Raw genomic sequence first — 24,162 nt, 5'->3', positions numbered from 1 at the left:
GACCCCAAGGGCCGCCGGCCCTCTGGACACCCGGATGAGATAACGTTGGCGTTACATAGAACCGCGTGTTAGTGTCTTTTGTGCGAGGAGCGTTTACGTCCCATTCGGGACACACTTCCATCCTGCACTCCCGGGGTGCCTGGTGGACTTCGTCCCTGAATAACGTGGGCGCTGCAGAACGCGTGGGATGTGGGTATTCATTGGGGAGATTACTTGGGTTGAACCGTCAGGATGTTATTCCCTGGCGGTTTATTTGAAACATGAAGAAGGCCGCCCCGGAACGATTGGCGGCCTTCTTCATGTTATGGGGTTAGTTGAATTTTGATGGCTTGTTTTGTGATGGAATAAGGATGCCTGGCATTTCACACAATAACGACTACCAGGGGGTTGCTCATGAATACGCAAGAATTAACGGGATATGCATTCGCTGCTGTTATCATTTTGCTGGTGATCTGGCTGCGAAGCCGGGGGACGGGCCGCCCAATCCGCAACAGAGGAATCGGCATGCTGTTTCCGGTTCTTCTGCTGCTCATTGTATTCGGCTTCACGATCCAATCCTTGACTCATATACCTGATCATCCCTTCCGGATGCCGGCGCTGTGGGAGCTGCTGCTTGCTGGACTTCTGGGAGTGGGGCTTGGCAGCATTATGCTGTACCACACAGGTTATGAGAAACGCGAGGATGGACTCGTTTATTCCAGGCGCAACAAAAACTTTAAGTATGTGATTATCGCGGTCATAGTCATACGTATCGCGTTGTCTCAATATTTCAAGGGTCTTGATTACACGGAATTTACGATTCTGACGATGGTATTGGCTTATGTGTATGTCTGCGTTTGGCGCATCGGAAGCTTTATCAAGTTCCGCCGCATATACTCCGGCAATTGAAGCATGCAAGCTTTCATTCATGGACTGCTGTGAAATCAAAGGAATCAGAACGTTTCGTTTAAAAGCGATTTGCGATCAGTTGGAAAATTTTGAACAAAATTGCTGTTATGCCAGCCGCCATAAGAGGGCCCACAGGTATGCCGCGCATGAAAATAATGCCGATAATGGATCCTACAACAAGACCAACGATAAGCTGGGGATCGAATTTAAGCATCTCCAGCCCTTTTCCATTGACATAAGTAGCGGCGGCGCCGCCAATCAGCGCAAGTATGCCCGGCCAGGATAATAATGCACCCATAATATCTTTCGATTGAATCCGCTCGGAAGCGAAGGGAACCAGGACACTGAAGGTCAGAAACAGCAGCCCCAGCTCCATTCCCCGCCGCTCGATGGTAGGCAGGTACCGCTCGAAATGTGTGAGCTTTACAATCAGCAGTATGCACGCTGCCGTCGAAATAATTGGAGATCGGCCAATCAATCCGATAATGATCAGGACAACCAGTATAATTTCCCCGCCCATGCCTGCATGCTCTCCTTTAACCTGATAGCATCGCCGCAAGCTTCGGCCGCGGCGTCCATACTCCATTGTATGGAACAAGCCCCTCCATTATGTTATTTCAACCTCTTACAATCATGTCACCTTGCATCCGGGGGATAATTTCACTGCTGTCCAACTGGGCACAGTGCCTTACATCTCGCGACATGCCCAATTTGATCAACCGCTTTCCGGTGGCGCTTGCAGCCAGGGTCTCATAAATTCTTCCGGAAGCATTGTTATAGAGACTCAGCATTGCGGCTGCGAAATCATCCATTTCCAAACCGGATGGACTTCCTGCCTGTAGATTCGCTACGATAGCTCCGGCGCATAACCCGTCCTCAAGCGCGAATTCATCATGGCTCCCGGAGCATAACAGCACAATATCGCGCCGAAGCTCCAGTGCGGCCCGCGAACAGGCTGCTGCATTAAGGAGAGACCCGGCCAATAGATGGTCGGCTCTTGCCGCTTTATGCAGTGCTCTCGTCCCGTTGGTCGTAGTCAGAATAATCCGGCGGCCCATAACTGCTTCAGATGTGAATTCATCCGGTGAATTGCCCAGATCAAATCCGGGTATTTTACGGCAAAAGCGTTCTCCTGCCAGCAGGTCGGAAGGGCGCTGCAGCGCCCTTGCTTCCAGCACGGTTTCCACGGAATAAATGCCTGAGGCGCCTGCCTGAAGAGCGGCAACAATGGTGCTGGCCGCTCTCAATACATCGATTACAATGGCCGTTCGATGCGTGAAGCGGTCCGCCTGCGCTTCATTAACGCTTGAAATCACCTGGACATGCATACTGGTACCGGCCTCCTTGCCTTGTCAGGCTAAATCATATAATGAATCGGTAATTCATTTTTCAAGCCGAAGCTGAAAGTATCCGAGCGCAATCCCCGGCGCATGGTCTCCAGTGACAATGCGTCCTGCGGAGGAATATTGCCCAGATGCGCCTCGGGACCGAATGTGCGAAGCAGCAGCGCTTGCTGCTGTTTAAGCGGCGTTTCCCACATGATCCGGCTGATGCCTCCGAATGACCGTTCCACAGCCAGCAGCACCTCTTCCTTGCAATCGCCATTCTCGTCAAATAAGCCTACTCCCACACCGGACTCCCGCGCTTCAATCGTTATGAGCTCAGCGCCTGCGTACCAGTCCGCATCGGCTGTTGCCTGCAGCTCCGCTATATCGACCGTAGAGCCATTCAGCTTTTTGCCGTACTCGGTTACAACCTGCAGGCCGTGGTTCAGACCCTCGCGTATCAATTCCGAACGTCTGCTTCGGGAGAGCTCTATCGTTCCATCCGATACTTCCACTCCATTAAAGCCGAGGCGGCATATCGTTTCGAAGAACGCCGGTACCAGCTCCTGGCTGACGGCTGCTTCCAGCAGCGTACCGCCTGGCATAATAAGGATTCCGTGCCGTTTGGCCAGCTCGATCTTGCCAAGGAGCAGTTCGGTGGGATAGAGGGGGGCTGTTCCAAAACCGATCTTCACACAGGTAATATAGGCTCCGGCTGTCTCCAATAGATCCGAGAAACCGTTTTGGCCCAGACCTTTATCAATGACCATGGTTTGCCCGCGTCCGACGGTCCGGTCCGCGTCGTGCTTATTTTCCGGCTCAAGGGGTGTGATGCGCTGGCCGCCGGGATTCTGCAGCCTTGCAGGCCATGCTGGACGGGAATTTGATCTCATACCTGAAATCTCCTCACTTATAAATAGGTAATAAAAATAGTCTTAACGCCCATTACCAAAGCAATATATGCAGTACGGGAAGGGCGTGTGCCCGCTGAAAGTATCATCCAAAGGAGTTTACATTATCGGTATGAACGGCAGACAAGCCTGCATAAGCTTTACTAGAACAAGCAATAGTCTTCAGGCGGGAGGTGAATATCCCATTTTCAATAAAATCGTTTTATCTATGGCATCGCTGAGGGTATTGTCCGGAACACTGGAAATATGCGCAGCCATATGGATGCTTCGTTTGAACCAGATCGACAAGGCATTGGCTGTCAATGCTTCGCTGGCACTGGTAGGGCCGATTATATTAATTACAACCACGACGGTTGGCCTGGTTGGTATGTCGGATAAGCTCTCGTTTGGCAAAATCGTCTGGATCGTTGCAGGCGTTGCCTGCCTGCTGACCGGGATTCTCAAAAAATAGCTGAATTCCCGGCATCAATCGGACAAGCGGGATGTCATAATACTCGGCTTGTCCGAATAGATTGAAACTAGTACCTTACGCTGATCACGTCAGTTGAACTGACCTTGGTCACTCCACGCTGACTACGGCTCTATGAAACTACCGCCGCGGCTAAACGATAATCATTACCAGAGGAGGAATGCCTGCATGCTGGATCGTGTAACACATTTGCTGCCCTTGGAACTGATTGCCGTGCTTGAGCGGATTCCGATTCATGTGAGAACCGTCATAGAAGAATTGCGGATACGGGAAGGCCGACCGCTTGAAATCGGCACAGGGGAAGGGTTTTGGTTTGTCGGCGAAGACGGCCAGCTGCTTGCCAAGCCTGAGATGGCGTACAAGCCATCTCCGGAGCTGTGCCGCAAGCTGCTGGAGCGTGTGACGAATCATTCGCTGTATGCGATGGAGGAGGAGCTCCGCCGGGGCTATATTACAGTCGCCGGCGGCCACCGGATCGGCATTGCCGGCCGGACGATTCTGGAGGGCGGCGCGGTGCGGGGCATCCGGGATGTATCGGCGTTCAATTTCAGAATCGCACGCGAAGTGATTGGCGCAGCAGCGTCGCTGCTGCCCAAGATGCTGGATATAAATCGGCGCACCGTTCACCCGGCGCTTATTATTGCCCCGCCGCAGCAGGGGAAAACAACGGTTGTGCGGGATCTGGCAAGAGCCATAAGCAGCGGTGGCTGGGGACATCCCCTGGCTTCCGGCTGGCCAGCCCGCAAGGTTGGCATTATCGACGAGCGGTCGGAGATTGCCGCTTGCGTCCGGGGAGTGCCGACCTTTAACGTCGGTCCCAGAACCGATGTAATGGATGCTTGTCCAAAAGCGGAAGGAATGATGATGATGCTCAGATCCATGTCGCCGGAGGTGATGATCGTGGATGAAATCGGCCGTGAGGAGGATGCGGATGCGATTCTCGATGCCAGCCATGCCGGCGTGATCGTGATTGCTACCGCTCATGCAAAGGATATGGAGGAAGCCCGGGGGCGGCCGGTACTCCGCAGGCTGCTGGAGCAGGGAGCATTTGCGATCGGCGTGGAGCTTCGCCGCGGCGTCAATGCCCCTGTTAGCAGGGTTGTACCGGTCAGGGCCGGCGGGAGAGCGCCGGCTGCCCGCGAACCGACCCTCACTCCGGGAGGTGATGCCTTTGGTTAAGCTAATTGGCGCAGCGCTGATCCTCTTCGCAGGAACGATGATCGGGTTCATGCAGGCATCCCGCTATGCAGCCCGCCCGCGCCAAATCCGCCAGCTTATACAGGCGGTACAGCGGCTGGAAACGGAGATTGGCTACGGTTATACGCCGCTGCCGGATGCCTTCGAGCGCTGTGCGGCCCATTTGCCGGAGCCGGGGGCCTCGATTTTTCGGGGAGTCAAGGAGCGGATCAATCAGCCTGAGGGGCTGACCTTCCGTGAATGCTGGGAGCTCTCGCTCGCCGATCACTGGCCGGGCACAGCAATGAGGATTCCCGAGAAGACGGCATTGATCCGCCTGGGTTCGGCGCTTGGCATCAGCGACCGTGAAGACCAGATCAAGCATATGCGTCTTGCCGTTCAGCAGCTGAAGGCAGAAGAAGATACGGCACGGGATGACCAGGCGCGTTACGAGAAGATGTGGAAGAGCCTTGGCGTCCTCATCGCAGCGCTTGTCGTCATTTTGATCGTTTAGTGGGGTGCCAATAACAATGAACATGGATGTTAGCGCCATATTTCAAATTGCGGGGATCGGCATTATTATCGCCATGATCCATACCGTGCTGAAACAGATGGGGAAGGAAGACATGGCGCATTGGGTGACGCTCATCGGATTTGTGGTTGTGCTTTTTATGGTAGTCCGGATGCTCGACGAGTTGTTTCAGGAAATCAAAACGATCTTTCTTTTTCAATGACGAAGGGGATTTTAGGGCAGGTGAACCGGAAATGGAAATCATCCAGATCGTCGGCCTTGGGCTGATTTCAACCGTGCTGATCTTAGTTGTTCGGGAGCAGAAACCGATGTTTGCTTTCCTGCTCGCCGCCTTCACCGGCTTGTTTATCTTCCTGTATGTCATCGGCAAAATAGAAGCGGTCATCGGAATTCTTGAGCAGCTGGCAGACCGGTCAGGCATCCCTTCCATTTACCTGAAAACCATTTTGAAAATTATCGGTATCGCGTATATTGCGGAGTTCGGCGCACAAATCGTGCGGGATGCCGGCCAGGAAGGCGTCGCATCAAAAATCGAATTTGCCGGCAAAATTCTGATACTGGTCATGGCCGTTCCCATTATTAGCGTCATCGTTGAGACGGTGCTCGGCTTGCTGCCGGCAGGGAGTTGAAGCATGATGAAGCAGCATTTGATCCGCTGGGCAGCCGCAGCCCTGCTTGTCCTTCTCGTTGTGCTTTTCTTAATCCCGGCAGCAGCTCTCGCCGCAACCGTCCCCGATAATCAGGGCGCGCCCGATCCGGCTATCCAGTCAAATGACGATGCCGCGGGCATCAACGAGAGTCTGGCGGACGAGCAGCTCCAGGGAATCGATGCGTCGGCAGTCGAGAATTACTGGAACCAGTTGATGACCGATTATGGAGGTTTTTTTCCAGACCGCAAAGTCCCAAGCTTCATGGAAATGATCACGCCGGGCGGGGAAGGCCTTAAGCTGTCCACCGTGCTGTCGGGGCTGCTGCGGTATATGTTTCATGAAGTTCTTTATAACGGCAAGCTGCTTGTAACCATCGTGATCCTTACCGTATTCAGCATGCTGCTGCAGACGATGCAAACCGCCTTTGAACGCAACACAGTCAGCAAAGTGGCTTACAGCATTACCTACATGGTTATGATCGTGCTGGCGGTTAACAGCTTTACGGTAGCTATCGGATATGCCAAAGACGCAATCGGCGGAATGATTCAATTCATGATGGCGATGGTGCCCTTGCTGCTTACTCTGCTGGCTACCATGGGAAGTATTGTGACCGTTTCTGTGCTGCATCCGCTCATTATTTTCATGATTCACGCTGTCGGGTCTGTCATCTATACCATCGTCTTTCCACTGCTCTTCTTCTCGGCGGTGCTGCAGATCGCAAGTGCCATGACGGAGAAATTCAAGGTCACCCACCTGGCTAATGTACTGCGCAATTTCAGTGTAGGTCTTATGGGCGTCATGCTGACCGTCTTCCTGGGGGTGATCTCCGTACAGGGGGCAACCAGCTCGGTAACGGACGGCGTTACGATGCGTACGGCAAAATTTATTACCGGCAATTTTGTTCCCGTCATTGGCCGGACATTCTCCGATGCGGCGGATACCGTGATGTCGGCTTCGCTTTTGGTCAAAAATGCCATCGGTCTTGCCGGGGTTATCATTCTCATTTTCCTATGTGCTTTCCCGGCAATCAAAATACTGACGCTCGCTCTTATCTATAATGTGTCTGCTGCAGTTATGCAGCCCCTGGGTGACAGTCCGATCGTCGAATGTCTGCAAACCATCGGCAAGACGCTGATTTATGTATTCGCGGCGCTTGCCGCCGTGAGCCTGATGTTTTTTCTCGCCGTGACGATCATTCTGACCGCGGGCAATGCGTCCGTAATGATCAGGTAGAGCCTTATTCGGGCACAAGGCGGACAAATACTTCTTTCGCCCGGCAAAGGAGGGCAACACGATGCTGACCTGGCTGGCTTCCTGGCTGCAGCAAATTATAGCGGTCGTGCTGTTGGCGGGGTTCATCGACCTGCTTCTCCCCAACCAGACCATGCAGCGTTATGTCAGGCTTGTTGCCGGATTAATCATACTGCTTACGATTTTGACGCCGATTCTGAACCTGCTGCAGGGCGATTTCAGCACAAGGCTGGATCAGAATATGCAGAACTGGTTCAAAAGTGAGCCGGCCAAGGGAGAGCTGCGGATGCCGACGCTTCAGGATATCGAGCGTGACGCAGATGCGCTCAGGATCAAGCAGCAGGCTTCCGTCGCCACATTGACGGAGAAGCAGCTGGCTGAAGCGATGCGCGCCCAAATTACCCGGAGCACGGGCATAACGCCGTCTGAAGTGATGGTGAAGCTGGAAGCCGGCACTGGCAAAAGCAATCAGGATGCCCGGGTTGTATCCGTTGTCGTCACTCTCCCGGATCAAACCAGATCAACCTCGGAGATTCCCGACAGCTCGACGGCTGTGGAAAAGACAGGGGAAATCAATGTTGGCGGACCAGACGACTCTATCGAGCAAAAACCGGACAATCCGGCAGAAACGGGAAAAGGCATGAGACCGGTGGATGAAATCCCTTCCGTTGATGTGATCGTTCAGCTTGAATCGGACAAGGCAGATTCGCAGGCAGCTCCGGGGCAGCCGGGCGAAGCCGGGTATCAGGCTTTAAGCGGAGGCATTGCCGATGCGATCAAGCAGCTGCTTGGGAATGGATGGGCTGTGGATTCGCAATCCATTCTGGTTCGCCAGAAGCAGGAGCTGCCAAGGGCGAACGAGTAGAGACAGGAACAACGAGGTCAGAAGTGTTCTGGAAGCAGTTTGAAAGGAGAGAGCCGAAGTGGCCAAATGGCTGGAGGGAATCGAGAGTATGGTTGGCGGTGGGCCGGGGGGACCGAAGCGGGTACGGACATTGCGCTGGCTGCTCATTATTGGAGGGATCGGAGCCGCGCTGATGCTGGTAAATTCCTTTCTGTCCTTCCAGCCTAGCGAGCCCTCCACGCAGGTGCCCGATGAGACGGCATCATCCGATCAGGCAGCATTTTCAGGTAAAGGCTCCGGCGATCCGGAAAGCTTCGCATCGATCGAGGAACCGCTGGAGAACCGCCTTAAAGATATATTGGAGAAAATCGTAGGGGTCGGATCGATTGATGTTTTGATTACGATCGATTCGACGGAAGAGATTGTAGTCAAGCAAAATGAGAAGGAAACACAGCAAATTACCGACGAGAGCGATAAGAATGGAGGCAAGCGGCATATGACCTCCATCACCAAAGACGGACAAGTCGTGCTTTATGAGGCGGAAGGCGGCCAAACGCCATTCGTAGTCAAACGCATCAAGCCGCAAATACGGGGTGTTCTCATTGTCGCCAAAGGAGCGGAGAACGCAACGGTTCGCCGACTTATCCTGGATGCCGTTGAGAAAGGGTTCAACGTCCCGGTCAGCCGCATTTCGGTTGTGCCGAGAAAATATCAATAATGGAATTCCAACCAATCGATTAAGGGAGGCTGTTCGTAAATGAACACGAAAAGACAAACGGTATGGCTTGTGTCAATGCTGAGCTTGATGGTGATTTTATCCGCTTATTACTTGTTTACCGAGGACGTAGACACTTCATCCGACATGCTTACAGACGGCACACAGCAGGAACAGCAGGTTCAGTCGGACGCAACGGAAGCCTCAACAGCGGATACGACGTTGGATAATGGCATTACTGTGACAGAGGTTACGGGCGCTGCCAACAGTGATAATGCGGCTTCTGCGGCAGACGAGCAAGCTGCCGGAGAGACAGCCGATGCCGTGAAAACGGATGAAGAGGTCATCAATGAAATAGAAGCGTCCGGAGGAGCAGTCAGCACGGTCTTCAATGATATGCAGGAGAAGCGCGATGAGAAATTCTACAGCGAAATCAATCAGCTTTACGGACAAATCTCGGACACGAAACAAAAACCGGAAGAAGCGAGCGCGGCAGTGGAGCAGATCAACCTGCTGGAGGATAAGAATACCCGCATTACCGGCATTGAAGAAGAGCTGACCAAGGAATTCAGCAATGCCTTCGTGTCTGAGGAAAATAACAAGTACAAGGTTGTCGTACAGAGCGACAAGCTGGAAAAAAGCCAAGCCGACAGCATCATGATGCTGGTTATGAATGAACTGGAAGTCGGCGGCGACCAGGTGTCCGTTCAATACATTCCGAGCAATAAATAACGCTGTAAGCCCCGCTGCCGGGAAAGCAGTGGGGCTTTTTTCCATTAAGGCTATGTAAAAAATGGGTTCGTCTTCACGGGCATTTGTGCTATAATAGGTCTGTTATGAGCAAGTATTTGGTATTTCCTGCTGCGGCATATATGTATTTTCACGCGAAAAGGCAAAAGAGCAATTGCAGTATGCAGAAAACCAAGCGTATGCTTTCGAGGTAAGTTTCAGACGCAGGGAAGCATACTCGAGAAGTAAGCAGAAAACTAAGCGTATGCTTTCGAAGCAAGTTTTCAGCTGCAGGGAAGCATATTCGAGAAGTAAGCAGAAAACTAAGCGTATGCTTTCGAAGCAAGTTTTCAGCCGCAGGGAAGCATATTCAAGAAGTAAGCAGAAAACTTTTAGGAGTGAAACTATTGTTCAAGCTGAGCGAGATTAAGGAACTGATCAAGCTGGTTGATCAAACATCCGTACATGAATTAGAAATTGAAAACGAAGGCGCACGTCTGCTTATCCGCAAACCGGGTAAGACGGAAGTCGTGAACGTCCAAGCCGCGTCGCTCGTTCCTACATATACGCAGGCCGTACAAGCCCCGACGAGCCAATCTGTGGCTATGGCATCCACCCAGGTGGATTCTGTTCAGCCTTCCGCGCAAGCCGTGGACAACCTCTACACAATTGTTTCTCCGATGGTCGGCACCTTTTATCGTGCTGCTTCGCCTGAGAACGGACCTTTCGTCACTGTTGGCGACCGTGTGAACGAGAAATCGGTTGTATGTATTCTTGAAGCCATGAAGCTGATGAATGAACTGGAAGCGGAAGTAAAAGGTGAAATCGTCGAAGTTCTTGTTGAGAACGGACAGCTCGTTGAGTTCGGACAGCCTTTGTTCCTGGTCAAGCCGGAGTGAATCTGTCAGGTGTTCATGGATCTGCCTGAAGAGGGATTACTCCCACCTAGAACATTTGTGAACGAGAGGAGCTTATGAGCGTGAAATTCAATAAAATATTGATTGCTAACCGGGGTGAAATTGCTGTCCGGATCATTCGTGCGTGCCGTGAACTCGGTATCCAGACCGTGGCCGTATACTCCGAAGCAGACCGGGAGTCCCTTCATGTCCGGCTGGCTGATGAAGCCTACTGCATCGGCCCCGTAGCTTCAAAAGACAGCTATTTGAATTTAACGAATATCATGAGCCTGGCGACGCTCACTGAATGTGACGCGATCCACCCCGGCTATGGATTTTTGGCGGAAAACGCGGATTTTGCCGAGATTTGTGAATCCTGCAATGTGGTGTTTATCGGTCCTTCCCCTGAGGCCATCAGCAAGATGGGCGATAAAGCGGTTGCCAAGCAGACGATGAAAGATGCCGATGTTCCTGTTATTCCAGGCTCGGACGGACTTGTCGAGGATGCGGAAGAGGCGCTGAGAATCGCCCGTGAGATCGGTTATCCGCTTATTATAAAGGCAACAGCAGGCGGAGGCGGTAAAGGCATCCGTATTGCTGAAGATGAGGAAGCGCTGATTTCACAAATCACCGCTGCCCAGCAGGAAGCCCAGAAGGCGTTTGGCAATGCCGGCGTTTATCTGGAGAAATATCTGACGGGCATGAAGCATGTTGAAATTCAAATCATGGCTGATAAGCATGGCAATGCCGTCCACTTATTTGAACGCGACTGCTCTGTGCAGCGCCGCCGCCAGAAGCTGGTTGAAGAAGCTCCTTGTCCTGTGCTGAGTGAGCCGCTCCGTCAACGAATGGGCAAAGCCGCTGTCCGGGCTGCGCTCGCCGTAAACTATTCGGGGGCGGGAACGCTTGAATTCCTTTTAGGTCCGGACGACAATTTTTATTTTATGGAAATGAACACGCGTATTCAAGTCGAACATCCCGTTACAGAAATGATTACCGGCGTCGATCTGATCAAAGAAATGATCTCTGTAGCCGAGGGTAATCCTCTATCGATCTCTCAGGATAGCCTGAAGATCAACGGCTGGTCGATGGAATGCCGCATCAACGCGGAAGATCCGGAGCGTAATTTCATGCCTTCGCCGGGTCAGATCCAGTTCTATTTGCCGCCCGGCGGTCTTGGCGTTCGCGTTGACAGCGCCGCTTATCCGGGGTACACAATATCCCCGCACTATGATTCCATGATTGCCAAGCTGATTGTATGGGGAGAGACCCGTGAGGATGCGATCGCCAGAATGAAACGGGCGCTGGCCGAGTTTGCGATTGACGGCATCCGCACCACGATCCCTTTTCATATGAAGCTGCTCAATCATCCGAAGTTTATTAAAGGCGATTTCGATATCAAGTTTCTTGAAGAATATAATGTAAACGATATTGAGGTTTAACTCGTTTATACATCTTGCGGGGCTGTATTGACAACGGGTCAGTTGATGGATATACGAGATGTCCGATATCGTCTTGGTCAATCAAACATTACCGGTTGCTGTGGACAGCTAACCAGGCCGAGAAAATAAGCTTCTATCGGTTGCTGTGTGACTATAACCGAGCCGCCGCAGAAACAAGCGTCTACCGGTTACTGTGAGACAGCTAACCGAGCCGCGAAAACAAGCGTCTACCGGTTACTGTGAGACAGCTAACCGAGCCGCAAAAATAAGCGTCTATCGGTTACTGTGAGGCAGCTAACCGAGCCGCGAAAACAAGCGTCTATCGGTTACTGTGAGACAGCTAACCGAGCCGCAAAAATAAGCGTCTATCGGTTACTGTGTGTTTGTCATATTTCCCTTCGAATGCTATAGTATAGAAAGTAAGAAGCGGATGAGCTATCGGCGAGAGGCTGATGCTACAACATATTGCGGGAGGTGTATGAAAACCATGAGCACGCTGGCAGCGGACTATGAAAAAACCGACATGGGCACTATTCAGATCGCACCCGAGGTTATTGAAGTAATCGCGGGACTTGCAACAGTTGAGATTGAAGGTGTCGCAGGAATGAGCGGCGGATTTGCCGGTGGAATCGCAGAACTGTTGGGCCGCAAGAACTTGTCTAAAGGGGTTAAAGTGGATGTCGGGCAGCGCGAAGCTGCTGTGGATGTTTCCATTATTGTTGAATATGGCAACAGAATTCCGGAAATCGCTTCCGAAATTCAACGTAATGTGAAGCGTTCCATCGAGACCATGACGGGCTTGAATGTCGTTGAAGTCAATGTCCATATCCATGATGTACACTTCAAGACCACAGAGCGGGTTGAAGAAGAAGAGATACCATTTCGCGTAAAGTAATGCGGTTCAAGCTGATAATGAAATGATAGCGTACCCCCTTGTGTATGGGCTTGTCGCTCGGCGCTTGGGGGTTTTATCTAGTGCGCCCCGAGGAGGAGTTTCTCGTTGATTAGAGTGTTGGACAAGCTTCTGCTGTTCCTGTATAGTCTGGCAATTGGTGCACTGTCGGTTTTTGCTTTCTGTACCGGCTTCAATTGGGTGCCTGAAAAAGGGTTCAGAGATTTCATGAGCACCTTGTATAATGGGGAAATGGAATGGCTGCAAGTGACCGTTATCATCGTCTCTGTGGTCATTTTCCTGATTAGTCTGAGATTCTTCTATGTATCCTTGCGCCGCAGCAATGCATCGATGCCGTCTATCGATCAACGAACAGAGTATGGCGATATTCGTATCTCGCTCGAGACCGTTGAGAATCTTGCGTTGAAGGCTGCAGGACGGCAGCGGGGAGTAAAGGATCTTCGGGCGCGTATTCGAATTAGTGAAGCTGGCATCGAGATTACGCTGCGTGCAATTGCCGATGGCGAAAGTCCGATTCCCACGTTGACAGAGGATATCCAGCGTACCGTTAAGTCTCATGTGGAAGAGATTACAGGGATACCGGTTGCGACGGTTTCGGTCTATGTGGCGAACATCATCCAGACGGCCAACTATAAAAGTCGCGTGGAATAGGGGTGCTGCCGATGTTATGGAGGGAAATTTGGATAAGCTACGGAGGCCGCATTGCGGGTCTAACCGTGGCCATCGTGCTGGGGCTCCTGTATTTTATTGTGGGGTTTTGGGATATGCTGTTTTTTGGCTTGCTGCTATGGATAGGCTATACCGTAGGCAAAATGAAAGACGAGCAGAGCGGACCCATCATTCCATGGAGCCGTCTGACCGAGTGGCTCATGCAGCGATGGCGTCCATTCAAATAGTACTATGATCTCCTCCGTACTCCGGACACGGCATTTGGCTGTTCGGAGCAGGGAGGAGATCATATTTTTTCCGGACATGAGAAAAGCGAAGGATCAGCCAAAGAAGTACAGGATAGGAAAAACAGTTTATATTGATTTTCGGGAGGCCCTATGAAACGAAGGCTTGCAAGGGAGATAGCGGTACAAAGTTTGTACCAGATGGAAATGAACGAAGTATCGGCGGAAGAAGCGGTCGATATGCTGATGAATGAAGTGAAGGAAGAGAATGAAATAGAGGCGGATGTATCGGACGTCTCGCGAATAGACGAGCATGTCAGGGATTTGGTCAATGGGGTAAGCGGGAGCAAAGCGGCTATTGACGATATGCTCCAGCACTATCTAACGGGCTGGCAGGTGGACCGGTTATCGCGTGTCGACCGTCAAGTTCTTCGGCTGGCCTGCTTCGAGATGATCTTCCGGGACGATGTTCCGCCAAAAGCGGCGATTAATGAAGCAATTGAGCTTGCCAAGCATTTCGGGACCGAAGAATCCGGGAAATTCGTCAACGGCGTTCTGGGTCGGCTACTCCAGGCACTGGACGAGCTCAAGCCCAATCAGCTTAAAGGCAAACCAAACGAATCCCTAATTGAAAATGAAGTCCAGGAAAAATAGAGCATCAAACCAAGCACCGCAGGTGCGCCACATGTGAAGTGTGTCTCTCAAGGGACGTAAACGGGGACAAGCGCACAAAACCCAATAAGTGTCTCTTACATTCAAACGTTATTGATAACGAAGTTCAAGCACCTCAGGCGCACAGCAAGTAAAGTGTGTCCCGCAAGGGACGTAAACGGGACAAGCGTAACAAAACCCAATAAGCGTCTCTTACACTAAAACGTTATTCATAACGAAATCAAGCACCCCGGCGCACAGCAAGTAATGTGTGTCCCGCAAGGGACGTAAACGGGACAAGCGTAACAAAACCCAAATAGCGTCTCTTATACTCAAACGTTATTCATAACGAAGTTCAAGCACCCCAGGTGCACAGCAAGTAAAGTGTCCCGCAAGGGACGTAAACGGGGACAAGCACCAAAATGAATTGGGAGCGTCATGGTGGCGCAATCGACAACCATTCGGGTGTCCAGAGGGCGGAGCCCTTGGAATCCCCCTTTCCAAGGGGGACTTAGGGGGATGCCCTAGTATTAGGGGGATGCCCTTCTATAACGAAAGGAGAAAACAACCAAATGACCGCACAACTCATACAAGGCAAACCAATATCAGACGCCATTCGCGAGCAAATCGCCGAAAAGGCGTCAAGTCTAATTGCCAGAGGGATTACTCCAGGACTGGCCGTCGTACTCGTAGGGGACGATCCGGCATCCCGCGTATATGTAGGAAGCAAGGAGAAAGCCTGCATCCAGTTAGGGTTTTATTCCGAGGTTCATCGCCTGCCGGCTGAGACAACCCAGAAGGAGCTGCTGCAACTGATCGATAAGCTTAACAAGCAATCGACCATTCACGGTATTCTGGTTCAGCTCCCGCTGCCCAAGCATATCGACGAGAAAGCGGTCATTGATGCGATCAGTGTGGAAAAGGATGTGGACGGCTTTCATCCGGTCAGCGTCGGCAATCTGGTGATCGGCGACGACAGCCTTCTTCCGTGTACGCCTGCCGGCGTTATTGAGCTTATCAAGTCCAGCGGGATGGATATTGCCGGCAAACATGCCGTTGTCATTGGACGCAGCAATATTGTAGGCAAGCCGGTGGCGATGCTGCTGCTGCGGGAGCATGCGACAGTGACGATTTGCCATTCCCGGACCGTAGACATGGAAGCAATCGCCAGGACGGCGGATATACTGGTTGTGGCGATTGGCCGAGCCAAAGCAATTGGCCGTGCTTTCGTCAAACCGGGAGCAGTTGTCATCGACGTAGGCATTAACCGGCTGCCTGACGGCAAGCTGGCTGGAGATGTTGATTTTGACGATGTGCTGGATGTGGCGGGTTATGTAACGCCAGTGCCGGGCGGAGTAGGCCCGATGACGATAACCATGCTGATGCAAAACACGCTTAAAGCCGCAGAACAGGCAAATAAATAGTCGGGAGTGACGAAACCGCATATGGCAGACGGTTCGCGCATTTTTTCGATCAAGGATATTAATAAGTATATCCGGATGAAGCTGGAGTCCGATGTGCTCCTTGGCGATGTATGGCTGCGGGGTGAAATTTCAAATTTCACCCATCATTCAAGCGGCCATATGTATTTTACGCTTAAAGATAAGGATAGTCGGTTAAAATGTATTATGTTCGCCTCGCATAATCAGAAGCTGCCCTTTATGCCTAAGGAAGGGGCAAAGGTTCTGGCGCGGGGGAATGTCTCGGTGTTTGAGCGGGACGGGAACTACCAGTTTTATGTGACGCAAATGCAGCCGGACGGTATCGGCAGCTTGTATTTGGCGTTTGAGCAGTTAAAGCGCAAGCTTGAGGGAGAAGGATTGTTCGAAACGTCCCGCAAACGCGCAATTCCGCGTCATCCAAGAGCGATTGGTGTAATAACCTCACCAACCGGCGCAGCAGTGCGCGATATTATGATTACGCTGCAGCGCCGCCACCCTTCCGTGCCGGTGCTGCTTTTTCCCGTACTCGTGCAGGGCAAGGGTTCGGCACCCGCGATAGTCAGAGCGATTGAAATAATGAACCAAATGGCTGAAGTCGACGTATTAATTGTAGGGCGGGGCGGTGGATCGCTGGAGGAGCTCTGGGCTTTCAATGAGGAGGCCGTAGCCCGGGCGATGGCCGTTTCGGACATTCCGATTATTTCGGCCGTTGGGCATGAGACTGACTTTACGATTTCTGATTTTGTTGCTGATTTGCGCGCGCCGACTCCGACAGCTGCCGCGGAGCTTGCCGTCGCTAATGTCATGGAGCTGCAGGGGCAGCTTAACCAGCTTCGCGGGCGGCTGGATCATGCGCTTCGCGGCACGATGACAAGCCGAAAAGAGCGGCTATTGCGTATCCGGAGATCGCCTCTGTTTGTTAATCCGCGAAAATATTTGCTGCAGCAGGCAGAACGTCTGGACCGTCTGAAAGATAAGCTGGAGCATCGTACCTTGAGGCAAACTCAGCGAAGAAGAGAGAAGCTCATGAGGCTTGGCTCCGCATTGGCCGGCGCACATCCTGGAGAAAAGGCAGCTTATGCGAGGGCAAGGCTGCGGGGAACCTCACAGAGGCTGGAATCGACGATGATTTCTACAATAAAAACACATAGAATGCATCTGACGGCTGCAATCAGGCAATTGGATGCCTTAAGTCCGCTTAAGGTCATGTCTCGAGGGTACAGTCTGGTATATGACGAGCAGGAGAAAACCTTGATCAAATCTATCACCAATGTTCAGCTGGGAGATATGGTGAAGGTGAAGCTGTCTGATGGCCAATTGGAATGTCAGGTGTGGGGCATGAAGGGAGAGGCTTAACCGATGAGCAAGAAGGAGCAGGAAATAACTTTCGAGGAAGCGATCGAGCGTTTGGAAGTCATCGTCAGCCAACTGGAGAACGGTGATGTTCCACTTGAGAAGGCAATTGATCTTTTTCAGGAAGGCATGAAAATGTCCCAACTCTGCGGAGCCAAGCTCGAGCAGGTGGAGAAAAAGATTGAAGTGCTGATCGAATCCGAAAGTGGCTTTATCAAAAAAACGTTTGCTCCGGCAAACGAAGACAGAGGAGAATAAACTTGAACGCTTCGGTTGCTACAGCAGACTATCTATCGCGAACAGCATATGGAATCGAACAGGCGCTAAAAACATCCATTCCTCAGGAGTGGCATATTCCGGCCAGATTGCGCGAGGCTATGATGTATTCACTGGAGGCAGGGGGCAAACGCTTGCGTCCCATACTTGTTCTTGCAGCCGCGGAAGCGGTAAAGAACGAATCAGACTCCTATACGCTGGCGATGCCTGTAGCCTGTGCGATTGAAATGATTCATACCTATTCGCTCATCCATGATGATTTGCCTGCAATGGATAATGATGATTTTCGCCGCGGCAAACCAACAAGCCACAAGGTTTTTGGAGAAGCGATGGCTATTTTGGCCGGAGACGGCCTGCTGTCTCATGCCTTTTATGCGGTATCCCAGGCTGCGGCACTTGGCGTTCCAACAGATGTAGCCATGGCAATCGTATCCGATTTGGCGAGGCTCTCCGGAGTTTCCGGCATGGTTGGCGGCCAGGCGGCTGACATTCTGGGAGAACAAGGTGTGACCTCGATAACGGAGCTTGAATACATTCATTTGCATAAAACAAGCGATTTGATTGTATTCGCCGTTACGGCAGGAGCCCGCATCGGAGGCGCTACACGGGATCAACTGGCGGCCCTTGAACAGTTTGCGCGCAAGCTGGGGCTTGCTTTTCAGGTACAGGACGATATCCTTGATTTAATTGGCGATGAATCCAAGCTTGGCAAGCCGGTGCAAAGCGATGTGCAGCAGCGGAAAGTAACGTATCCCTACATAATCGGAATGGAGCAGAGTCTGGAGCTCGTAGGGAGATTAACGATGGAATCCAAAGAAGCGCTGAAGCAGGCCAATCTGGTGATGCCCGAGAAGCTGCTGTCGATCGCGGATTATTTAATGAATCGGGACCACTGATTTGCCGGCAGTCTTGGGCATAGCGACAATCTATGGTATAATTTACGCTAGAAACGTCGAAAGTTCTCGGACAATGGAGGCTGCCAGCTTAGGAAAGCGAGGAAATAACGTGTTGCTCGAACATATTAATGAGCCGAAGGATCTCAAAAGTCTGTCGGTTGCACAACTGGAGCAGCTTGCCGGAGAAATCCGCGAGTTTTTAATTGCAAAGCTTTCCGCGACTGGCGGGCATCTTGCGTCGAATCTAGGCGTAGTGGAGCTGACGCTTGCTTTGCACTATTTGTATGACAGCCCAAAAGATAAATTTATCTTTGATGTGGGGCATCAGTCTTATGTTCATAAAATGCTGACGGGACGCATGGATCAGTTTGATTCGCTTCGCCAGTACAAAGGATTGTGTGGATTCATCAAACGCGCGGAGAGCGATCACGATGTATGGGAAGCCGGACACAGCAGCACTTCGCTGTCCGCAGCCATGGGTATGGCGCTTGCCCGTGATTTGAAGGGCGAGAATAACAAGGTGGTGGCTGTCATCGGTGATGGCGCACTAACCGGCGGTATGGCACTAGAAGCACTCAACCATATCGGGCATGAGAAGAAGAACATGCTGGTCATTCTGAATGACAATGAAATGTCGATCGCGCCGAATGTCGGTGCCCTGCATCACTATCTGGGGAAAATTCGTACGGACCGCCATTATCAAAAGGCCAAGGAAGAGTTGAATCAACTGCTCAATAAAATTCCGGCGATTGGCGGGAAATTGGCCAAGACAGCGGAAAGATTGAAGGATAGTGTCAAATATTTACTCGTAAGCGGTATTTTATTCGAGCAGTTCGGACTCACGTATTTCGGTCCTGTCGACGGACACGATATCAACCAGCTGCTGGATGTCATGGAACAAGCGAACAATGCCACAGGCCCTGTCCTGGTCCATGTCATTACCGTCAAAGGAAAAGGCTACTCACCCGCTGAAGCGGATTCTTATAAATGGCATGGCATCAACCCTTACAAAATCGAATCGGGCCAGGTTTTAAAAGCGGTGGGCCCGCCAATGTATACAGAGGTTTTCAGCGATGCATTGATTGAGCTCGCCAGGAATGACAAACGTATTATTGCGGTTACGCCGGCTATGCCGGGTGGCTCGGGCCTCACCAAATTTGCCGAAATTTTCCCCAACCGGATGATCGATGTCGGCATCGCGGAGCAGCATGCCGCCACCATGTGCGCGGCGCTGGCAATGGAAGGAATGAAGCCTGTATTTGCGGTTTATTCCACATTCCTGCAGCGTGCTTATGATCAGGTGGTCCATGATATTTGCAGACAAAACGCCAATGTCATATTCGCCATCGACCGGGCGGGCTTTGTTGGTCCGGACGGGGAGACGCATCAGGGAGTATATGATATCGCCTTCCTGCGTCACATTCCCAATATGGTGCTGATGATGCCCAAAGACGAGAATGAGCTTCACCGCATGATGAAGACAGCAGTTGAATATAGTGATGGACCTATTGCAATCCGTTATCCGCGTGTCAATGCGCTTGGGGTCCCGATAGATAAGAACATTACATCCCTGCCGATCGGTCAATGGGAGACGGTGCGTGAAGGTGATTCAGCCGTTATCCTGGCGATTGGCCCTATGCTGCAGGTGGCTGAGGAATCGGCTGAGCAATTGAAAAGGGAAGGTCTCAATGTGCGTATCGTGAATGCCCGCTTCATCAAACCGCTTGACGAGTCCATGCTGCTTCAGCTGGCCAAGGAAGGGCTGCATATGATTGTTCTGGAGGAAGGTTCAACACAAGGCGGCTTAGGCAGCGCCGTGCTGGAATTTTATTCACTTCATAACAAATCCTATAACGGATTGGTTCGTATTATCGGGGTACCTGATGAGTACATCGAGCATGGCTCCATTCCGGAACAGAGGAAGGAAGCTGGTCTGACTGGGGAACGGGTTGCAACCGAACTCAAAGCAATGCTCCCTCTTATGCGAAAACGCGCACAAGGACCAGCATAAGAACGGAGACAATGATGAATACAGCAAAGGAAAGAATTGATATTCTCCTGGTAGAACAGGGATATTACGAAAGCCGGGAAAAAGCGAAAGCGGCATTAATGGCGGGACTTGTACTGGTTGAAGGCGAACGGATTGAGAAAAGCGGAATGAAGGTATTGCGAACATCCGCAATCACCGTAAAAGGCGCGCCGCATCCCTACGTCAGCCGCGGTGGATTGAAGCTTGCGAAGGCGATAAACAAGTTCGGATTATCTCTGGAAGGGGCCATTATGCTCGATATTGGCGCTTCTACAGGGGGATTCACGGATTGTGCCCTGCAGAATGGCGCATCCTACGTCTATGCTGTGGATGTTGGATACAACCAACTGGATTGGTCCCTGCGTCAGGACAGCAGAGTTGATGTGATGGAGCGGACGAATTTCCGCTACACACAGCCTGCGGATCTAAAGGGTCCACAGCCTGATTTTGCGACCATTGATGTTTCTTTCATATCTCTCAAGCACATTTTGCCTGCACTGGGAACCCTGCTCAAGGAGGGTGCCGGCGTTGTTGCGCTTATTAAGCCTCAATTCGAAGCAGGCCGGGAGAAGGTGGGCAAATCGGGTGTTGTACGTGATCCCAAGGTTCATGAGGAAGTGTTGAATAAAGTATTAGGCTTTGCAGCCGAGCTGGGCTTCTCCCTGCAGGATGTCACTTTCTCGCCTATTACGGGAGGGGAAGGCAACATCGAATTTTTAGGCTATTGGATATGGAAGCCGGGTACGACAGAAATACCTCTGTCTGAAGGGGCAGTTGCAGCGCTTGTCCAGGAAGCCGCCCAAACTTTTGCCCAAGGCAGTCCAAAAAAAGGGTAACAGTTTCAATTTAGCCATTAATATTATGATTCGGAGCTGTTCCTGCAGTGCAGGAAGGCTCTTTTTTGATTTTTCCGAATGATACCCCTTTGCAGAATCCGATTTTTTTGTTAAACTAGAAAAAAACCAAACAAGCGTTCGGTATTTGAGCAAAGAGGAAATACCCCCTCCAGCGCGAAATGATGTATGAAGCATTAATTGGGAGTGAATGGAGGGGGTTTCTTGGGAAAGTACGGAGACTGGCTAGTGATGCTGATCGCTGGTTGTATCATTATCTTTTGGCTTTACCGTGTTTTCTACCGGTGGCTGCATGAACCGCCGGGCATGAATACCAAGCTTCTTCTCAGTGAAGCTGAAGATGTGGATGACAGTGACGAGAATGTTCGATTTCTGGAGCAGGCAGGCTACGAGGTGACCCATGGGAAGTACAGGCTGCCCATTCATATCGATTTGGACGGTCAGCAGCTTCAGAGCCGGCTTTTCATTGATTTAATTGCCGAGAAAGATGGCAAATATTATATTGTCAAGACCTCCCGTGACCGCATGCCTATGGATTGGACGGGCAGTGGAGTCCGGGACAGGCTGCTGGTGTACTCGCTGCTCCTGCCGGAAAGCGACGGCGTCTTGTTCATCGACCAGAAGGAAAGGACCATCCGCACAATTACGTTCCGATTTGGATGACCGTTATATATAAGCAGACAAAGCAAAGGGGGATCCCATGAAAAGTGTCAGACATATGAAAATTCGTGAAATAATAAACAGCCAAGTCATTGAAACCCAGGACGAGCTTGTTGATTCGCTCAGGGCTGCCGGGCTGCAGGTGACGCAAGCTACCGTATCACGGGATATTAAAGAACTGCAATTAATTAAGGTGTCCGCTGATGGCGGGCGTTATAAGTACTCACTGCCACAGGAGCAGCGGATGAATCCCATCCATAAACTGAAACGGACACTTTCGGATCATTTTCTGCATATAGATCATACCGACAATCTGGTTGTCATGAAATGCCTTCCCGGTACAGCGAATGCCATCGGAGCCATGATTGATAATATGGAATGGCCTGAGGTTATGGGGACTATCTGCGGCGATGATACGATCCTGATGATTTGCCGGACCAAAACGCAAAGCGGAGAAGTCATTGACAGATTGCTTGGTTTAATGAATTAGTTGCTTTAGATATTTCCAGGAAATTCTTGCGGCATATGCCGCTCGGGATGAACTTAAGGAGGGGACATTCATGCTTCGCGAGCTATCAATACGCAATTTGGCTGTTATTGAATCGGTAACTGCTCATTTTCATGATGGATTCCATGTTTTAACCGGTGAAACAGGGGCAGGCAAATCCATTTTGATCGATGCGCTTAGTCTTGTTGCCGGAGGGAGAGGATCTTCGGATATGGTGCGCTATGGCTGCAGCAAAGCGGAAATAGAAGCCATGTTCGATTTGCCAAGCAATCATCCGGTATGGAAAACATTAGAGTCGTTCGGAGTTCAAGCTTCACCTGATGAGGATCTCGTCATCCGCAGAGAGCTATTCTCCCAGGGCAAAAGCGTCAGCCGGATCAATGGGCATATTGTGACGATGTCGATGCTGCGCGAAGCGGGTGAATGTCTGGTAAATATCCATGGTCAGCATGAGCATCAATCGCTGCTGCGAACAGAGAAGCATCTGGATTGGTTGGATTTGTATGCCGGCGTCAAAGTGATGGACAAGCTGGACAAGTACCGTACTGTATTTAAGCAGTATGAGAAGGTTCGCACACAGCTCCGCGAGCTGGAGGACTCCTCCAGGCAGAACATGCAGATGCTGGATCTTTACCGCTTTCAGATTGAAGAAATAACCGCTGCTGATTTAAAAGTGGGCGAGGATGAATCACTTGCCGAAGAAATGCAGAAGCTAATGCATGCCGTTAAAAGAAGAGATGCCGCATCCGAGGCATATGAGCTTGTTTATGGAAACAAGGGACTGGATGCAATCAATCGGGCGATAAGCAAGGTTGAAGATATCCGGGGATACGATGAATCAGTGCTTGCGCCGCTCCTGGAGCAGCTGCAATCAGCATTTTATCAGCTTGAGGATTCCGCTTTTCAATTAAGGGATTACCGGGATGGCGTTGATTCTGATCCGGAGCGTCTGGCGATTATAGATGAACGGTTGAATACCATGAACAGCCTTAAACGCAAATATGGCGAACATATCCCCGATATTCTGGCTTATTTGAAGAAAATCAAATCAGAAGCTGATAAAATCGAGAACCGTGATGAACATGTAGCGCGGCTTCGCGATGAACAGGATAAATTATTTGAAGAAGCTTACCGTCTGGGCAAAGTACTTTCCACATTGAGACGCAATGCGGCTGACCGTCTTGCTGTTGCCATCGAGAATGAGCTCAGACAGCTTCAAATGGAAAGAACGACTTTTCGTGTAGAGCTTCAGCAGCATGTTGTAGGCAATTATCACCGACTGCTTCCAAACGGTATTGATGAAGCCGCATTTCTTATCGCGCCGAATCCTGGCGAGCCGCTTAAACCCCTTAGCAAAATTGCTTCAGGCGGTGAGATGTCACGAATTATGCTCGCGCTCAAATCCATTTTTGCTTCCATTGATCAAGTTCCCGTTCTTATATTCGATGAGGTGGACACCGGGGTAAGCGGACGCGCCGCTCAAGCGATTGCTGATAAGCTGTCCCGTTTATCTGAAATGTGTCAGGTTTTCTCCATTACCCATTTGCCTCAGGTGGCCTGTATGGCCGATCATCATTATGAAATTCTCAAGACCATTGTAGCGGAACGGACTTCAACAAGGGTTAAGGAGCTTGAGCCCAATTTACGCATTGAAGAGCTGGCCCGGATGCTGGGCGGCGTTGAAATAACGGAAAAAACAAGACATCATGCTCAAGAAATGCTTGACTTGGCATTTAGGCAAAAGGGAGCGTGATGGAAGCCAATCAGGGAATGATTTTGACGACATAAAAGATCAAAGCCAAGGATACCTTAAGTGTACGCAAATGGCGAACACCATTCTCGTCAAGCGATTTAGCAGC

28 protein-coding genes are annotated in these 24,162 nt (G+C 51.1%); 25 read left to right on the top strand and 3 right to left on the bottom strand.

Annotated features, from left to right (window positions below; genetic code table 11):
- The first annotated feature begins 393 nt into the window (after positions 1 to 393).
- Complete coding sequence (locus ACFOLF_RS05915; protein WP_210041967.1) at positions 394 to 888, top strand: CcdC protein domain-containing protein; 495 nt, start codon at positions 394 to 396, stop codon at positions 886 to 888.
- Between the two features lie 58 nt (positions 889 to 946).
- Here the strand turns inward: ACFOLF_RS05915 and ACFOLF_RS05910 are convergent, their stop codons facing one another.
- The 3 genes from ACFOLF_RS05910 to ACFOLF_RS05900 form a co-directional block, all read right to left on the bottom strand.
- Positions 947 to 1,408: a DUF441 domain-containing protein gene (locus ACFOLF_RS05910; protein ID WP_210041965.1), complete on the bottom strand. Its 462-nt coding sequence runs from the start codon at positions 1,406 to 1,408 to the stop codon at positions 947 to 949.
- Positions 1,409 to 1,505: 97 nt separating this feature from the next.
- Positions 1,506 to 2,216, bottom strand: coding sequence for a 2-phosphosulfolactate phosphatase (locus ACFOLF_RS05905; RefSeq protein ID WP_210041963.1), 711 nt, complete (start codon positions 2,214 to 2,216; stop codon positions 1,506 to 1,508).
- Positions 2,217 to 2,245: 29 nt separating this feature from the next.
- Complete coding sequence (locus ACFOLF_RS05900) at positions 2,246 to 3,106, bottom strand: phosphosulfolactate synthase (protein ID WP_210041955.1); 861 nt, start codon at positions 3,104 to 3,106, stop codon at positions 2,246 to 2,248.
- Between the two features lie 202 nt (positions 3,107 to 3,308).
- Between ACFOLF_RS05900 and ACFOLF_RS05895 the strand changes: the two genes are divergently transcribed.
- The 24 genes from ACFOLF_RS05895 (at position 3,309) to recN (ending at position 24,056) form a co-directional block, all read left to right on the top strand.
- Positions 3,309 to 3,575 carry a YqhV family protein gene (locus tag ACFOLF_RS05895; protein WP_210042298.1) on the top strand — a complete coding sequence of 89 codons (267 nt, stop codon included), beginning with the start codon at positions 3,309 to 3,311 and terminating at the stop codon, positions 3,573 to 3,575.
- A gap of 186 nt (positions 3,576 to 3,761) precedes the next feature.
- Positions 3,762 to 4,772 (top strand): stage III sporulation protein AA, encoded by a 1,011-nt coding sequence (gene spoIIIAA, locus ACFOLF_RS05890; RefSeq protein ID WP_210041953.1) that lies wholly within the window; start codon positions 3,762 to 3,764, stop codon positions 4,770 to 4,772.
- Entirely contained in the window at positions 4,765 to 5,283 is a 519-nt protein-coding gene (gene spoIIIAB, locus ACFOLF_RS05885; protein WP_210041943.1) for a stage III sporulation protein SpoIIIAB, read from the top strand. The genes spoIIIAA and spoIIIAB overlap by 8 nt, the downstream gene beginning before the upstream one ends.
- A gap of 16 nt (positions 5,284 to 5,299) precedes the next feature.
- Positions 5,300 to 5,503 carry a stage III sporulation protein AC gene (gene spoIIIAC, locus ACFOLF_RS05880; protein WP_210041931.1) on the top strand — a complete coding sequence of 68 codons (204 nt, stop codon included), beginning with the start codon at positions 5,300 to 5,302 and terminating at the stop codon, positions 5,501 to 5,503.
- Positions 5,504 to 5,534: 31 nt separating this feature from the next.
- Positions 5,535 to 5,930 carry a stage III sporulation protein AD gene (spoIIIAD, locus tag ACFOLF_RS05875; protein WP_210041922.1) on the top strand — a complete coding sequence of 132 codons (396 nt, stop codon included), beginning with the start codon at positions 5,535 to 5,537 and terminating at the stop codon, positions 5,928 to 5,930.
- Between the two features lie 3 nt (positions 5,931 to 5,933).
- Entirely contained in the window at positions 5,934 to 7,184 is a 1,251-nt protein-coding gene (gene spoIIIAE, locus ACFOLF_RS05870; protein WP_379114561.1) for a stage III sporulation protein AE, read from the top strand.
- Positions 7,185 to 7,245: 61 nt separating this feature from the next.
- Positions 7,246 to 8,067: a stage III sporulation protein AF gene (spoIIIAF, locus tag ACFOLF_RS05865; RefSeq protein ID WP_210041906.1), complete on the top strand. Its 822-nt coding sequence runs from the start codon at positions 7,246 to 7,248 to the stop codon at positions 8,065 to 8,067.
- A gap of 58 nt (positions 8,068 to 8,125) precedes the next feature.
- Positions 8,126 to 8,764 (top strand): stage III sporulation protein AG, encoded by a 639-nt coding sequence (gene spoIIIAG, locus ACFOLF_RS05860; RefSeq protein ID WP_210041904.1) that lies wholly within the window; start codon positions 8,126 to 8,128, stop codon positions 8,762 to 8,764.
- Positions 8,765 to 8,803: 39 nt separating this feature from the next.
- Positions 8,804 to 9,493, top strand: coding sequence for a SpoIIIAH-like family protein (locus ACFOLF_RS05855; protein WP_210041887.1), 690 nt, complete (start codon positions 8,804 to 8,806; stop codon positions 9,491 to 9,493).
- Between the two features lie 404 nt (positions 9,494 to 9,897).
- Positions 9,898 to 10,389: an acetyl-CoA carboxylase biotin carboxyl carrier protein gene (accB, locus tag ACFOLF_RS05850; RefSeq protein WP_210041881.1), complete on the top strand. Its 492-nt coding sequence runs from the start codon at positions 9,898 to 9,900 to the stop codon at positions 10,387 to 10,389.
- A gap of 80 nt (positions 10,390 to 10,469) precedes the next feature.
- Positions 10,470 to 11,828 (top strand): acetyl-CoA carboxylase biotin carboxylase subunit, encoded by a 1,359-nt coding sequence (gene accC, locus ACFOLF_RS05845; protein WP_210041879.1) that lies wholly within the window; start codon positions 10,470 to 10,472, stop codon positions 11,826 to 11,828.
- Positions 11,829 to 12,315: 487 nt separating this feature from the next.
- Entirely contained in the window at positions 12,316 to 12,723 is a 408-nt protein-coding gene (locus ACFOLF_RS05840) for an Asp23/Gls24 family envelope stress response protein (protein ID WP_210042292.1), read from the top strand.
- A gap of 105 nt (positions 12,724 to 12,828) precedes the next feature.
- On the top strand, positions 12,829 to 13,392 hold the full coding sequence (gene amaP, locus ACFOLF_RS05835; RefSeq protein ID WP_210041877.1) for an alkaline shock response membrane anchor protein AmaP: 564 nt from the start codon (positions 12,829 to 12,831) through the stop codon (positions 13,390 to 13,392).
- Between the two features lie 11 nt (positions 13,393 to 13,403).
- A complete protein-coding gene (locus ACFOLF_RS05830) occupies positions 13,404 to 13,637 on the top strand; it encodes a DUF2273 domain-containing protein (protein ID WP_210041865.1) in 234 nt (77 codons plus the stop codon).
- Positions 13,638 to 13,787: 150 nt separating this feature from the next.
- Positions 13,788 to 14,288 carry a transcription antitermination factor NusB gene (gene nusB / locus ACFOLF_RS05825; RefSeq protein ID WP_210041857.1) on the top strand — a complete coding sequence of 167 codons (501 nt, stop codon included), beginning with the start codon at positions 13,788 to 13,790 and terminating at the stop codon, positions 14,286 to 14,288.
- Positions 14,289 to 14,857: 569 nt separating this feature from the next.
- Positions 14,858 to 15,709, top strand: a complete 852-nt coding sequence (gene folD / locus ACFOLF_RS05820; RefSeq protein WP_210041850.1) for a bifunctional methylenetetrahydrofolate dehydrogenase/methenyltetrahydrofolate cyclohydrolase FolD — start codon at positions 14,858 to 14,860, stop codon at positions 15,707 to 15,709.
- Positions 15,710 to 15,730: 21 nt separating this feature from the next.
- On the top strand, positions 15,731 to 17,083 hold the full coding sequence (gene xseA / locus ACFOLF_RS05815; protein ID WP_210041848.1) for an exodeoxyribonuclease VII large subunit: 1,353 nt from the start codon (positions 15,731 to 15,733) through the stop codon (positions 17,081 to 17,083).
- Positions 17,084 to 17,086: 3 nt separating this feature from the next.
- The gene (xseB, locus tag ACFOLF_RS05810; RefSeq protein WP_210041846.1) at positions 17,087 to 17,338 is read left to right on the top strand and encodes an exodeoxyribonuclease VII small subunit; all 252 of its coding nucleotides are present in this window, start codon (positions 17,087 to 17,089) and stop codon (positions 17,336 to 17,338) included.
- Positions 17,339 to 17,340: 2 nt separating this feature from the next.
- Positions 17,341 to 18,252: a polyprenyl synthetase family protein gene (locus ACFOLF_RS05805; RefSeq protein ID WP_379114563.1), complete on the top strand. Its 912-nt coding sequence runs from the start codon at positions 17,341 to 17,343 to the stop codon at positions 18,250 to 18,252.
- 109 nt (positions 18,253 to 18,361) lie between these two features.
- Entirely contained in the window at positions 18,362 to 20,263 is a 1,902-nt protein-coding gene (gene dxs / locus ACFOLF_RS05800; RefSeq protein WP_210041837.1) for a 1-deoxy-D-xylulose-5-phosphate synthase, read from the top strand.
- 11 nt (positions 20,264 to 20,274) lie between these two features.
- Positions 20,275 to 21,117, top strand: coding sequence for a TlyA family RNA methyltransferase (locus ACFOLF_RS05795; protein WP_210041835.1), 843 nt, complete (start codon positions 20,275 to 20,277; stop codon positions 21,115 to 21,117).
- A 222-nt stretch (positions 21,118 to 21,339) separates the two neighbouring features.
- A complete protein-coding gene (locus ACFOLF_RS05790) occupies positions 21,340 to 21,798 on the top strand; it encodes a hypothetical protein (RefSeq protein ID WP_210041833.1) in 459 nt (152 codons plus the stop codon).
- 37 nt (positions 21,799 to 21,835) lie between these two features.
- Positions 21,836 to 22,285, top strand: a complete 450-nt coding sequence (gene ahrC / locus ACFOLF_RS05785; RefSeq protein ID WP_210041825.1) for a transcriptional regulator AhrC/ArgR — start codon at positions 21,836 to 21,838, stop codon at positions 22,283 to 22,285.
- Between the two features lie 70 nt (positions 22,286 to 22,355).
- Positions 22,356 to 24,056 (top strand): DNA repair protein RecN, encoded by a 1,701-nt coding sequence (gene recN / locus ACFOLF_RS05780; protein WP_210041823.1) that lies wholly within the window; start codon positions 22,356 to 22,358, stop codon positions 24,054 to 24,056.
- Positions 24,057 to 24,162 lie beyond the last annotated feature (106 nt).

Origin of the sequence: Paenibacillus sepulcri, from assembly GCF_042647105.1 — a bacterium.
Classification (GTDB): Bacteria; Bacillota; Bacilli; order Paenibacillales; family Paenibacillaceae; genus Paenibacillus_Z; species Paenibacillus_Z sepulcri.
Note: the sequence above shows the minus strand (reverse complement) of the source record. Positions and strands in the feature narration are given on the sequence as shown.